The following is a 13,138-nucleotide window of genomic DNA, read 5'->3' as shown; positions in this document are numbered from 1 at the left end:
TGGATGCAAGGCGCATATGGACAATTGGCCGCAGCCCTTAGCACTCCTCCAAATGCTTCAAGCCGACGCTTCCAACCATCACTTCTGGTCGGAAGATGAAGGGAGCTCTTTGCTGTCCTGCGTTTGATCACGATGAATCACCGCACGGCTCAGCAACATGAGCGTTACCGGCGTTGTGATGACCACAAAGACGGTAATCAACACTTCATGCAGAATCGGCTTGGATTGCAAGATGGAGAAAAACATGATGGAAGCGATCAAGATTCCACCTGCGCCGAACGAAGAACCGATCGTTGGTGCATGAATGCGTTCATAAAAACTCTTAAAACGAACAAGTCCAATACATCCGACGAGCGTCAGGAAAGCACCGGCGACAAGAAAAAACGAAATAATGATTGCAGCCCAGACGGGCAGATCAGCAGCTCCGATCATTCGATCACCTCCCCGCGCATCAGGAATTTGGCAAGCGCTACCGTTGCAACAAAACCGAGTAGCGAAATAATCAGTGCGGCTTCAAAATAGATAACGCTGCCAGTTCGCATACCAAATGTGAGCAGCAGAAGAAGAGCATTGAGATAAAGCGCATCGGTAGCAAGCACGCGGTCCTGCGCGCGCGGACCGATAAGCAGGCGATAAACAGCACAGCCCATTGCAGCAATCAGCATGACTTGTGCAGCGAGCAGCGACCAGAAAAGAATAACTGCGCTCATGCCGATTGCTCCTCTTTTACGATGTCTCTTGCTCCGAATATGCGAATAAGCGGCTGCTCATAACGTTGCTTGATGGTCGTTCGCCAAGCCTTTGCATCTTCCAGATCCAGAACATGGATTGTCAAAGCCTTGCGCGCTACGTTGTAATCCACCCAGGCAGTGCCGGGCGTCGTCGTAATGATGCATGCAAGCACCGCAAGGGCGGTTCTGTTTTCCAGATCGAGCGGAATAACAACGAAGCCTGGATGACGCTCCTTACGGGGCGACAAGATCAGTTTCACCACAGCAAGGTTTGATGTGAGAATATCAAGGCTTACGGCGCCAAACAGCCAGATCATGGTTGGTACAGATCGCAAGTGGTTCTTCTGCGGCTGAAGTGCTGTCATTGCATGGCAGGCAAACAGCGCAATGAAGACGCCGAGTATCAGCTGCGCGCGTGTAAACCCGTTCAACAGAAGCCAAAAGATGATCAGCGAAACGAAGAGCAGCGGGAAAGGTAGAATTTTTCTCATTTTACCTCCACTGTTTCACGGCCCACACGAGGCGCATTCAGGACACTATCGATATAATCTTTTGGACTATGCAATGATCGAGCCGTTGCATCCATATATTGCATGGCCGGGCCAGCTGCGATTGTGAGCGCCAGACACACGGCCAGAAGACCGGCGATTGGCACAACTTCGCGGACGAGAACGCGCGGGACATTACCTTCAAGGGATGCCCAGAAGGTGCGTATGCCGGTACGGGTCATCGCAATCAAAGCCGACAGACCAGATAGAAGAATAAGCGCGATCAGCGCCCAGCTTGCCGGGCTGACAGGCATGGCCAGTGTTGGTGCTGTCCCGTCGCCATTGAATACGGCTGCGAGTATCAGGAACTTGGCAATAAATCCGGAGAATGGCGGCAGGCCGATCAGCAGAATTGCCACGATGGCAAAACAGGTTCCGAGGATCGCAAGGGTTGCAGGCAAAACAACACCGACTTCCTCTTCATCGTCCTCTTCTTCATCGTCACCATAGGCTTCCATGGTAACAGCGAGAACGTTTGCAGCCGCATCCTGCCCGCGCTCGACCAGCTCGATCAGCAGGAAGAATGCTGCAATCGTCAGTGTCGAGCTGACCATATAGAAGAGTGCAGCGCCGGTCATAGCGGTATTACCACTGCCAATAGCTGCCAACAGCGTGCCCGAAGAAACCAGAATGCTGTAGCTTGCAAGACGGCCCATGGCCTGCGAAGCGACAACGCCGATAAGGCCAAAGGCCAGTGTGATCATGCCGCCGTAATAAAGCCAGTCACTGCCGAAGCCGTAAGAGTCCCCTGCTCCAATGCCGAACATAAGCGGCGAAAGACGCAGCAGAACATAAATGCCGACCTTACTCATAATTGCAAAGATCGCAGCAATTGGAGCAGCAGCAGCCGTATATGCGGGTACGAGCCAGAAATTGAGTGGCCACATACCCGCCTTCACCAGGAAGGCGACGGCAAGGATGGCAGCACCTGCCTCCAATAGCATACGATCTTCTGGCGTAACCTGTGCAATCTTCTGCGCAAGGTCAGCCATATTCAACGTTCCGGTGACACCATAAATCAGACTGACGCCGATCAGGAACAGGGACGATGCAACCAGATTGACTGCAATATAATGCATACCGGCTTTAACGCGTGCCGGGCCAGAGCCATGCAACGCCAGGCCGTAGGACGCTGCCAGCATGACTTCAAAGAAGACGAACAGGTTGAATAGATCGCCCGTCAGGAAAGCGCCGTTCAACCCCATCAGCAACAGCTGGAAAATCGTATGGAAATTCGGACTGGCCTTGTGCCAATGCGCCAGCGCAAAGCTGAGCGCTGCCATTGCGAGTACACTTGTCAGCACCAGCATGAGCGCTGCAAGTCTGTCCAGAACCAGCACGATGCCGAATGGAGCTGGCCAGTTACCGATCAGATAAACATCTGCTGCCGGCGCTTTGTCGCTTGCGACACCCAGCAATGTGAAGGCGATGACAATCAGGCCTATGATGGAGATCGAGTTGATCGCCATCTTCAGCTTGCGCTTGCGTTCGTCGAACATCAGCAGCAATGCAGCCGTTACCAGCGGCAGGAGAATGGGAGCGACGATGAGGTGCGATTTCCAATCCATCATCAATTCTCCTTGCCGTCGACATGGTCGGTACGTGTCATTCCGCGCGATGCGAGCAACACGACAAGGAAAAGTGCGGTCATTGCAAAGCCGATAACGATAGCAGTCAACACCAGTGCTTGTGGCACTGGGTCGGTATATTGAGCCGCCTGAACATTGATACCGGAGTCAAGCACTGGTGGTGCATTGGTCCGCAGGCGACCCATCGAAAAGATGAACAGATTGACGGCATAGGAGACGAGCGCCAGACCTATGGCTACCTGGAACGTACGGGGGCGCAGAATTAGCCAAACGCCGGACGACATAAGGACGCCGATTGCTATAGCGAGAACAAGTTCCATCAGTTCTCCTCCTTCGCAGCGGCTAGTTTTTCGACACGGTGTTTACGGATGGACTGGTGAGCCAGCGCGATCAACATCAGAACTGTGGCACCCACGACCAGAGCAAATACGCCGATATCAAACAGAAGCGCACTCGCAATCGGCATTTTCCCGATATTTGGAATGTCGGCATACTGGAAATACGATGTCAGGAACGGATAACCGAATATCCAGGCGCCCGCCCCTGTCGCGGCCGAAACAAGCAAACCCACGCCGATCCAGCGTACCGGTAGGATGCGCAGGTGATCTTCCACCCAACGCGTACCAGCTGCCAGATATTGCAGAATAAACGCGATTGCCAAAGTGATACCCGCAGCAAACCCGCCACCCGGCAGATCATGACCACGCATGATCAGATGGACTGCAAGCACGATGATGACCGGGAAAAGCCACTGCATGATTACGGACGGCACTGCGAGATAATCGGTGAGCGTTTCGCCCTTCTCGCGGTCTTCCATTGCCTCATCATAGGCGTCCTGAATCTTCTGCTGCGCGGTTGAGCCGGTGCTGTCTGGAGCAGGACGGAAACGACGCAGCAATGCGAAGACTGTGAGACCCACAATGCCAAGAACGGCAATTTCACCAAAAGTATCGAAGGCCCGGAAATCAACAAGAGTAACGTTGACCACGTTTTTGCCGCCACCGCCTGAATAGGCGTTCTGCAAGAAGTAATCACCGATGCTCAAAGGCGAAGGACGGGTCATCATGGCATAGGAAATGATGAAAACACCGACCCCGCTGCCAATCGCCAGCGCAAAGTCACGATAGCGGCGCAGACGTGGACCAAACTTGACGGGGATCGGATCTGGATCTTCCCAACGCTTTGGCAGCCAACGAAGGCCAAGCAGAAGCAGAACCGTTGTGACGATTTCCACCAGCAGCTGTGTAACGGCTAGATCAGGCGCAGAAAGCCAAACGAAGGTGATGCAGGTGATCAGGCCAGCGCCGCCGAGGAGTATAAGAGCTGCAAGGCGATGATACTTTGCCTGATAGGCTGCACCAATCGCGCAGGCTCCACCCAATATCCATAGGCCTGCGAAAATCGGATCGACAGGCTGAGCACCCAGCATTCCGGCATGGATACCGTCTTCGAGAATTGGCCATGCGGCCGCGACCAGTGCAACGGCAACAACAATACGCAGCTGCGGTTGCAGACGCCGTGTGCTGAAGAAGCTTTCAGCCTTACGAGCCCAGTTCCATGAAAGCGTGACAAGCACGCGCTCGAAAATACGCTGGCCCTGCAGGTGACGGAACAATGGAGGACCATCTTCACTCGTCGCAAGATAGTTTTTCAGCGCCCAGAACAGGATGATACCGCCGATCATCGCAACAAAGCTCATCATCAGTGGCAGGTTGAAGCCATGCCAGACCGAGAGACTATATTGCGGTGTAGCATCGCCAAGCACTGAGAGAACAGCTGAATGCAGGAATGGACCGATAGACAGAGCTGGAATGATGCCGATTAGCAGACAAAGCAGAACCAGCAGCTCGATTGGACGGCGCATCCAATGCGGTGGCTCATGCGGCTCTTTTGGCAAGTCGTGTGGCGGCGGTCCAAAGAAGGTCGAATAGATGAAACGGATCGAATAGGCGACCGTGAAAATGCCTGCCAGCGTTGCAACATAAGGCGTGATCGTGTCGAGCCACGAAGCCATGTGCGTTTCAACGGCTTCGGCAAAAAACATTTCCTTGGAAATAAAGCCATTAAGCAGCGGAACACCGGCCATCGATGCGCTGGCAACCATTGCCAGCGTTGCCGTATAGGGCATCGCTCGCGCCAGGCCGCTAAGCTTTCGCATATCGCGCGTGCCGGTTTCATGATCGATAATGCCAGCCGCCATGAAAAGCGATGCTTTAAAGATCGCATGGTTGACCATGTGGAAGATCGCAGCCACAGCAGCGAGCGGACTACCAAGGCTCAAAAGCGCTGTAATGAGACCAAGATTGCTGATGGTCGAATAGGCAAGCAAGCCTTTGAGGTCTTGCTGAAATACAGCGAAGAAACTCGCGATCAACAACGTGGTCAAGCCAGCGAGACCGAGTATCCAAAACCATTCTTCAGTGCCAGCAAAAACCGGCCACAAGCGCGCAAGCAGGAATACACCTGCTTTCACCATTGTCGCGGAATGCAGATAGGCCGAAACTGGCGTTGGGGCGGCCATCGCATTTGGCAGCCAGAAATGGAACGGGAACTGCGCACTTTTTGTGAATGCGGCCAGAAGAATGAGAACAAGCGCTACAACATAAAGCGGGTGCGTGCGAACAACATTTCCGGCTTCAAGAACCTTGTCGAGATCGTAGCTTCCAACGATGTGACCCAATAGCAGCACGCCTGCAAGCAGACAGAATCCACCAATACCTGTAACGGTGAGTGCCATACGTGCGCCATCGCGGGCGCTGGCATTCTGATACCAGTAGCCGATGAGCAGGAATGAGAAAATACTGGTAAGTTCCCAGAAGACTGCGAGCAGAATGATATTGCCCGAAAGCACCACGCCGAGCATCGCGCCCATAAAGGACAGCAGGAAAGAAAAGAAGCGCGGGACGGGGTCTTCCGGCGACATGTAATAGCGTGCGTAAATGACGACCAGCAAGCCGATGCCGGTAATCAACATGGCAAACAGCCATGCAAAGCCATCCATTCGCAACGTGATGTTGAGGCCGTAAGCAGGCAGCCACTCGATTGTGCCACGAATGACACCACCATCTGAAACGATAGGATAAAGGCTTGCCGTTATAACGAATGCGACCATTGCGATCGCTGCGGTGAACCAGGCTGATCCTGTACGATCAACGCCTCTGAATAGACCTGTTATAGCGCTGCCAAGAAAGGGAAGAAGGACTAGCAAAAAAAGCATTCTGCCGTCCATCGTCATGCGCTAAAGGCCTCCTAAACCGAATTCTTGGTTGATCCGAAGCAGGCACCGCTCAAGAAAACAGCAACAGAAACGCTCCGGTAAGTTGTCGAGTGGAATCATATATTCCGATGTCATTATTATGACCGGCTAGCGGTTATTATGGCAATAGCTTTCAATGGCTTATCGCAATGATTTGAATCATTTTAGTCTGCAAATGGCCAGGAAATGCGCGTCTTTGGTATGGGTTTTCCACATATCCGCTTTTTCCTGGACATATTGCCGCGTAAATTTTGCATCTGAATGACAAGTGCCGGTTGCAGGAATTATCGATATTTATGAGTGATTCCTAACCTTCAAGAAGGACTTTCGTCAGACGATCAGCTTGCACTCGGATATCAGGCACAGCCGTCACTTCCCAATAGATGCCTTTGGTCACTGGTCCGATGGCAAAGATCGGCCCTGAAGGTTCTCCCCGCGCATTGAGAACTTGCAGATCCGCAGTGACGTCAAGACCAAGATCCAGCGCGTCCGGCTTTGCCAAGCCGTTTTCCATCAGGCTGATCAGTGCAGAGTTGCGCGTGGTTGAAAAACGGGAACTACCGCCACGGCAATCGATGATCGTCGCTGCATCAAGCTGTTCTATCGCTAGCCCGCGACGTTGTCGGTAAAGAATGGAAATGTGCTCTGCCTGGTTTTTGACTGAAACGAGGTGTGCGGCAATGATTTTTAGTTGCCCTGACTGTCGTGCAGCTTCAATGCGATCTGCTATGACGGGCGCCATTCGATGGCGATGCACGTCCCACCACGGTCGCAAGTGACGCAAAAAACTCTGGCGTTGCCTGATCGGCAATCTAGACCAGATGTTTTTCGTATGCGGTCGCAATCCGTCAATAACGTCGCGCCAGCTTTTGCCTTCGTTTTCCCGCTGATCAATCATATGCCGAACATCACGCAGCAGAGCGGGCAAACCATCAGCGACGGGAAGTTGTTCTGCGTCTATCGACATAGCATCTGCCGGTGCGTGGCGTGCCGGTAGCAGTCCGCGTCGTGAAATTGCGTGGATCTCACCCTTATGTCCACTATCGAGCAACGAAATCACGCTATCGACCATGGATAGGCCAGTGCCAAGAATAGCGACTGAATCATTCGACGGAATGTCGAAATATCCATTGCTGGACCAATATTCGGTTACATGATTTCCGGATGTTGCAATTGCGGCTTCGTTTCCTGTCGCGATGATAACGGCATCGGCAGGAAAAAGCTCACCTGATGAGCTCGTGACCTGCGGACGGCCGCTTTCAATCGCGACATCTGAAACTTCCGAACACTCGATAAAAAGACGCTGCTGTTCACTCGTCAGATATGGCTGCAGCAAGTTTTGGAGATAAAGTCGGTAAAACGCGCGCGGTGCAAAAGATTGCGGCTGCCATTCGCTTGCACTGAGCGTTTCGGTGTTGGTTGTGAGCCAGTTTAAAAAGTGATCCGGCTTTTCCGGAAAAGCGCTCATATTACTGGCGCGAACATTTAAAAGATGGTTGGGGTTTTGTGTTGAATAGGCGATCCCTGTCCCGATATCACCTGATCGCTCGAATATGCGAACGCTTGTATCTGACGATTGTCCAAGCAACTGCGCGGCCATCAAAACACCGCTCGCACCACCACCAATAATAATAATTGACTTCAAATTATCGTGACCTCATTGCCCGTCGCTGGTTTACGGATATCGCATCCATCGACCCGTTATTTTGGGCATTCCCTTGTTTCCTACTAATTTGATCAGATTTTAAACCGGCGGGAAAGAAAAAATCCTAAAGACAGCCAAAACGTAGCAACTTTGGTTCACCAAAGGATGACAATGATACGACTGTCCATCCCTATTTGTTGACAGTGTGTTTCAGAAACACGGGCTGGCGCCTCGTGTGAAAATCACAATATTTGCAACAAGTTTTCCCACTCGCTGCGATTGGTTCGCAGCATAGAATCGCAGAACAACAGGACATTGATGATGAGCAATAGCTATATCGAATCCCTTAAGAAGCGCCGCACACAGTATGCTCTTGGCAAGACGCTTCCCCTCTCCCAGGACTCCGTCGCCGAACTGATCCGCGAAGCCATCAAGCATTCGCCATCGTCATTCAACTCCCAGAGCTCGCGCGCAGTTGTGCTGTTTGGCGCCGAAAGCGACAAGGTTTGGAACATCGCCAAGGAAGTGCTTCACAAGATCGTTCCTGCGGACGCATTTGCTCAGACTGAAGCCAAGCTCGACAGCTTCGCAGCTGGTGCGGGTACAGTTCTGTTCTTTGAAGACCAGAACGTCGTTAAGGGTCTTCAGGAAAATTTCGCGCTTTATGCAGACAATTTCCCAGTCTGGTCTGAACAGGCTGGCGGCATGGCTCAGCTTTCGGTTTGGTCGGCTCTTGCCAATGCAGGTATTGGTGCAAGCCTTCAGCACTACAATCCGCTGATCGATGCAGAAGTTGCCAAGACCTGGAACATTCCAGCTTCGTGGAAACTGCGCGCGCAGATGCCTTTCGGTTCGAACGAACAGCCGTTCGGCGAAAAGGCATTCATGGACGATGCCGACCGCTTTAAAGTCTTCGGATAATTTATTTCAAAGCATTAGATTAACGGCTGGATTTTCCAGCCGTTTTTATTTTGCGGCTAAATTATTCCCGCCATTGTGCCCCCTCAAAAAACGGAATCTAATGCTCGCGCGTGCTTGAGAGTCGCTGTCTGGGGAGACGCGACGGATACGCAATGAGCATTGACGATCATTTGCCTTGATAGGCTCTGATCTCCAGAGGGACACCGCATGAAAGCCAACACTCAAACCTCCTTTTTCAGCTTTAATAAGAATGTCGTTGCGACACGAATGATGCGCGCGAGCATTCCGGCAGCACTTGCCTTTGCGCTTTGCCTCTCGGCCTCGCCTAAGGCTGTTGAAGCTGCCACGCCAGCGGACACGCTTGTGATCGCGATGAGCATCGATGATGTCATTTCGCTCGATCCGGCAGAAATTTTTGAGATCACAACATCGGAAATGCTCACCAGTACTTACGAGCGCCTGGTGACGACCGATACCAAAGACCCGACGAAGATCATTCCGCAGATTGCTGAGAGCTGGACATTTTCAGACGACGGTAAGTCGATCACGTTCAAAATCCGAGACGGTTTGAAATTTGCGTCAGGCAATCCGATTACCGCACAGGACGCCGCTTACTCCATTCAACGCGCGATCAAGCTCGACATGAGCCCGGCATTCATATTGAGCCAGTTCGGTATCACGCGGGAAAATGTCGATCAGAATGTGGTCGCCGTTGACGATAAGACTTTTGTTTTCACCACTGGCAAAGCCTTTGCACCAAGCTTCGTTCTCAACTGCCTGACCTCTAGTGTCGCGTCTATCGTTGACAGCAAACTGGTGAAGGAACACGAACAGAAAATCGAAAAGACCGATACCAATCCATATGAAACGGATTTTGGTTATGGATGGCTGAAGAACGGTTATGCCGGTTCCGGCCCGTTTTCCGTCAAGCAATGGCGCGCCAATGAAGTGCTGCTGCTTGAGCGCAACGACAATTATACAGACGCGAAGCCTGAGATGAAGCGCGTCATCTATCGTCATGTGAAGGAAGGCATGTCGCAACGCCTGCTGCTTCAGGCGGGTGATATTGATATTGCACGCAATCTTGAACCGGGCGACATCGAGGAGCTTGGCAAGGACAGTAAGTTCAGCGTCATCAACGCTCCGAAAGGCCGCATCTACTTTCTGAGCGCAAACCAGAATGTGCCAGAACTGGCCAAGCCGGAAGTGCGTCAGGCACTGAAGTATCTGATTGATTACGATACGATTGAAGCCACGCTGATCAAGGGTATCGGCCGTACGCATCAGTCATTCCTACCGCTCGGCATGTTTGGTGCTACTGACGACAAGCCGTTCAAGTATGATGTTGCGAAAGCGAAAGAACTGCTTGAAAAAGCTGGACTAAAGGATGGCATCAGCATCACGCTTGATGTTCGCAACTCACAGCCTTATGTCGGCATCGCAGAAAACATACAGCAAACCATGGCGAAGGCTGGGGTGAATGTCGAAATTTTGCAGGGCGATGGTAAGCTCACGACAACCAAGGTCCGTGCGCGCAAGCATCAGATGGCGCTTGGCATCTGGGGACCAGACTATTGGGACCCACATACAAATGCAGTCACCTTTACCAACAACCCGAATAATGGTGATGAGGTAAACTTGCGGACCACGGCCTGGCAGGCCTCTTGGGATATTCCCGAGCTGACAGCGGAAACAATGGCCGCAGCAGAGGAGCGCGATACAGCCAAGCGCGAAGCCATGTATCACGATCTTCAGAAAAAATTTCAGGAAGATAGTCCGATCACTGTCATCTATCAGCAGATCGAAACGGCTGTAACGGCTTCCAACGTTCACAATTTCAATATGGTGGCGGATGCCAACTATGTTGCAACAGTGACGAAGGACTAAAACAAAAAAAGCCGGGTGATAAAACGCCCGGCTTTCTCTTTATTTCTCGAAGCTGAAAGAAGGTAATTGTTCGAGTGCCGATTTCAGCGCCTCGGACCAGCTCTCAGACACAGTCTGATAGTAAGGATCGGTCGCTTCAAAGCGGCGATGCTCACCGAGCTTTAGATCGTCGCTTTCATAGATCTGCATATCGAGTGGCAGACCAACCGAGAGATTAGCCTTCAACGTTGAATCGAACGAAACCAACAGCAGTTTCACCGCGTCTTCAAAACTCATTTCAGGCTGATAGGCTCGTACCAGAATGGGCTTGCCGTATTTGTTTTCGCCTATCTGGAAAAACGGCGTGTCATCTGAACTCTCGATGAAGTTGCCCTCGGGATAGATGTAAAAAAGGCGTGGCTGTCCGCCCTTGATCTGCCCACCCAGAATGAAGGATGCACCGAATGCATCCGCATTCTGTCCACCTGTGGCCGAATTTGAGATGACTTCTTTGACCGTATCACCGATAAGCCGCGCAACCTGAAACATGGATGGCGCTTCGAATATCGAAGGATGGCGCTCTTCCGGTGCCTTCATGCGCTCTTCAAGCAGGCTCGCAACGGCTTGCGTCGTCGCTAGATTGCCTGCCGACAGGAGCACGATCACGCGCTCGCCCGGCTTGGTCCAGCTCCGCATTTTCGAGAATTTCGAGATATTGTCGAGGCCCGCATTTGTCCGGGTATCGGACATAAACACAAGGCCGCGATCAATCTTCATTCCAACGCAATAGGTCATCAACAGTTTCCGGCAGGCAAATCGTAAATTGAAATAATCACTGCCCTACATTGATGTGTACCGCAAGGCTTTCAACCGCTCCTCCAAGCCTTACTCCTGAAATTGGTGCAGCATCACGGTAATCAAGGCCGGTTGCAATCCGCACATAGCGATCATTGGGGCAGACATTGTTTGCAGCATCAAAGCCGACCCAGCCCAGTCCATCGATATGTGCTTCTACCCATGCATGGCTTGCAGTCTGTTCTTCCATGCCTTCCATCAGCAGATAACCGGAAATGTAGCGTGCGGGGATTCCCAGCAAGCGAGCTGCAGACAGAAAGATGTGGCTGTGATCCTGACAAACGCCCTTGCCTGCCTCAAGCGCACTTTCTGCATTTGTGGCAACACTGGTGGTGCCGGGCATATAGGCGACCGCTGTATGAACTGCATTCATCAGCTCGTGCAGCAATGCAAGACGCTCCTGCTCTTTGCTGAGATCGCCAGCGAGAGCTCGAATGCGCTCTCCGGGTTCGGTCAGCGGCGTTTCTCGCTCAAAAAGCCAGAGCGGAGCATAACCATAGACCGGGCCAAGCACGCCGACGCGATCCTCAACCTCGACGCTGCCGCTGGCTGTAATAATGATCTCGTTGATGTTTCGTGCGTGCTGCACGAGGTCGGTTTTATTACCGAAGCCGTCAATATAGGAGACTTCAGGCTCGCCGCCTTCTATTTTCAGCTCCCAATGTTTGACCAGTTGTCCCGGCAGCGTCGGTGGGCGCAAACGCAGGCGCTGCACCGCATAGGGAACCGGATTTTCATAGCGATAATGCGAGACGTGCCGGATATTGAGCAGCAAGCGAACACCTCAATAAAAATTATAGGTTTCGGCGATCTCATTGCCGAGCCGATTATTGCGCGTAATGAATTCGGTCAGAAACTCGTGCAGACCGACATCAAATATCGCACTAATGTCCTGATTTAGCAGGCTGCCGTAGATTTTATCCGCAGTCGCATGGCAGGCAGCACTCTCGCCGTAGTCTTTGCCAAGAAAGCCGAGATGACCGGTTATGCACTGGTAGCAATGATTAAGTGAGCGCGGCATACGGCCATTCAGGATCAGATAATCAGCAACATGCGATGGGCGATAATCACCATCATAAACCCAGCGATAAGACCGATGCGCTGAAACGGAGCGTAGAATGGACTCCCATTGATAGTTGTCGAGCGTGGTCCCGACATAGGAGACGGCGGGCAACAGTACGTAATATTTGACATCGAGAATGCGCGCAGTGTTGTCTGCGCGTTCAATAAATGTGCCAAGCCCCGCGAAATCGAAGATTTCGTTGCGCAGCATTGTCCCATGGAATGCGCCGCGTATGAGTGCCGTTTCCCGCTTTATCTGATCAAGGAGCGGTGGAAGATCGGCTTCTTTCAACGGTTTGCAGAGGGATTTCTTCAGCGTCATCCAGGCTTCGTTGACACTTTCCCACGCTTCGCGGGTGAGCGCTGTTCTCACCATGCGACCATTTGAACGTGCGGTTTCCATACAGGACATGACGCTGGAAGGGTTATCCATGTCCCGCAGCAGAAAGTCTGCGACGTTTGCTGCATTATAAGCGTGATATTTGGCTGAAAATGTCTGGCTTGCACCAGCTGACACAACCACAGAAGACCACTCTTCCGGTGCATCCGAAGTTTTGGTCAGCGCCATGCGTAGCCCCGCATCCACCAGACGTGCCATGTTTTCGGCGCGCTCGATATAGCGAAACATCCAGTAAAGCCCATTTGCCGTACGGCCAAGAAGCATA

General features: G+C 52.2%; 12 protein-coding genes. 2 read left to right on the top strand and 10 right to left on the bottom strand.

What is annotated here, in order from left to right; genetic code table 11:
• Window positions 1–78 precede the first annotated feature (78 nt).
• From mnhG to CEV34_RS24355, 7 genes are all read right to left on the bottom strand, one after another.
• Window positions 79–432 carry a monovalent cation/H(+) antiporter subunit G gene (gene mnhG / locus CEV34_RS24385; protein WP_007879184.1) on the bottom strand — a complete coding sequence of 118 codons (354 nt, stop codon included), beginning with the start codon at window positions 430–432 and terminating at the stop codon, window positions 79–81.
• Window positions 429–710, bottom strand: a complete 282-nt coding sequence (locus CEV34_RS24380) for a K+/H+ antiporter subunit F (RefSeq protein WP_007879189.1) — start codon at window positions 708–710, stop codon at window positions 429–431. Before CEV34_RS24380 ends, mnhG begins: the two co-directional genes overlap by 4 nt.
• The gene (locus tag CEV34_RS24375) at window positions 707–1,222 is read right to left on the bottom strand and encodes a Na+/H+ antiporter subunit E (RefSeq protein WP_007879190.1); all 516 of its coding nucleotides are present in this window, start codon (window positions 1,220–1,222) and stop codon (window positions 707–709) included. The genes CEV34_RS24380 and CEV34_RS24375 overlap by 4 nt, the downstream gene beginning before the upstream one ends.
• Window positions 1,219–2,847 (bottom strand): monovalent cation/H+ antiporter subunit D, encoded by a 1,629-nt coding sequence (locus tag CEV34_RS24370; RefSeq protein ID WP_007879193.1) that lies wholly within the window; start codon window positions 2,845–2,847, stop codon window positions 1,219–1,221. The genes CEV34_RS24375 and CEV34_RS24370 overlap by 4 nt, the downstream gene beginning before the upstream one ends.
• A 2-nt stretch (window positions 2,848–2,849) precedes the next feature.
• Window positions 2,850–3,188, bottom strand: coding sequence for a Na+/H+ antiporter subunit C (locus tag CEV34_RS24365; protein WP_007879195.1), 339 nt, complete (start codon window positions 3,186–3,188; stop codon window positions 2,850–2,852).
• On the bottom strand, window positions 3,188–6,103 hold the full coding sequence (locus CEV34_RS24360) for a monovalent cation/H+ antiporter subunit A (protein ID WP_007879197.1): 2,916 nt from the start codon (window positions 6,101–6,103) through the stop codon (window positions 3,188–3,190). Before CEV34_RS24360 ends, CEV34_RS24365 begins: the two co-directional genes overlap by 1 nt.
• A gap of 328 nt (window positions 6,104–6,431) precedes the next feature.
• Window positions 6,432–7,769 carry an FAD/NAD(P)-binding protein gene (locus CEV34_RS24355; RefSeq protein ID WP_007879200.1) on the bottom strand — a complete coding sequence of 446 codons (1,338 nt, stop codon included), beginning with the start codon at window positions 7,767–7,769 and terminating at the stop codon, window positions 6,432–6,434.
• 321 nt (window positions 7,770–8,090) lie between these two features.
• Between CEV34_RS24355 and CEV34_RS24350 the strand changes: the two genes are divergently transcribed.
• Both CEV34_RS24350 and CEV34_RS24345 read left to right on the top strand, forming a co-directional pair.
• Window positions 8,091–8,690 (top strand): nitroreductase family protein, encoded by a 600-nt coding sequence (locus CEV34_RS24350; RefSeq protein WP_007879201.1) that lies wholly within the window; start codon window positions 8,091–8,093, stop codon window positions 8,688–8,690.
• Between the two features lie 207 nt (window positions 8,691–8,897).
• Window positions 8,898–10,577, top strand: a complete 1,680-nt coding sequence (locus tag CEV34_RS24345) for an ABC transporter substrate-binding protein (RefSeq protein WP_007879203.1) — start codon at window positions 8,898–8,900, stop codon at window positions 10,575–10,577.
• A gap of 39 nt (window positions 10,578–10,616) precedes the next feature.
• Here the strand turns inward: CEV34_RS24345 and CEV34_RS24340 are convergent, their stop codons facing one another.
• Genes CEV34_RS24340 through CEV34_RS24330 form a run of 3 tightly spaced genes read right to left on the bottom strand, consistent with a single transcriptional unit; the run spans window position 10,617 to window position 13,137 of the window.
• The gene (locus CEV34_RS24340; protein ID WP_007879208.1) at window positions 10,617–11,351 is read right to left on the bottom strand and encodes a proteasome-type protease; all 735 of its coding nucleotides are present in this window, start codon (window positions 11,349–11,351) and stop codon (window positions 10,617–10,619) included.
• 37 nt (window positions 11,352–11,388) lie between these two features.
• The gene (locus CEV34_RS24335) at window positions 11,389–12,186 is read right to left on the bottom strand and encodes a transglutaminase family protein (RefSeq protein ID WP_094544726.1); all 798 of its coding nucleotides are present in this window, start codon (window positions 12,184–12,186) and stop codon (window positions 11,389–11,391) included.
• A gap of 9 nt (window positions 12,187–12,195) precedes the next feature.
• On the bottom strand, window positions 12,196–13,137 hold the full coding sequence (locus CEV34_RS24330; RefSeq protein ID WP_064321734.1) for an alpha-E domain-containing protein: 942 nt from the start codon (window positions 13,135–13,137) through the stop codon (window positions 12,196–12,198).
• Window position 13,138 lies beyond the last annotated feature (1 nt).

Source organism: Brucella pseudogrignonensis (assembly GCF_002252525.1).
In the GTDB taxonomy this organism is placed as follows: domain Bacteria; phylum Pseudomonadota; class Alphaproteobacteria; order Rhizobiales; family Rhizobiaceae; genus Brucella; species Brucella pseudogrignonensis.
This window is presented reverse-complemented; position numbering and strand designations above follow the sequence as displayed.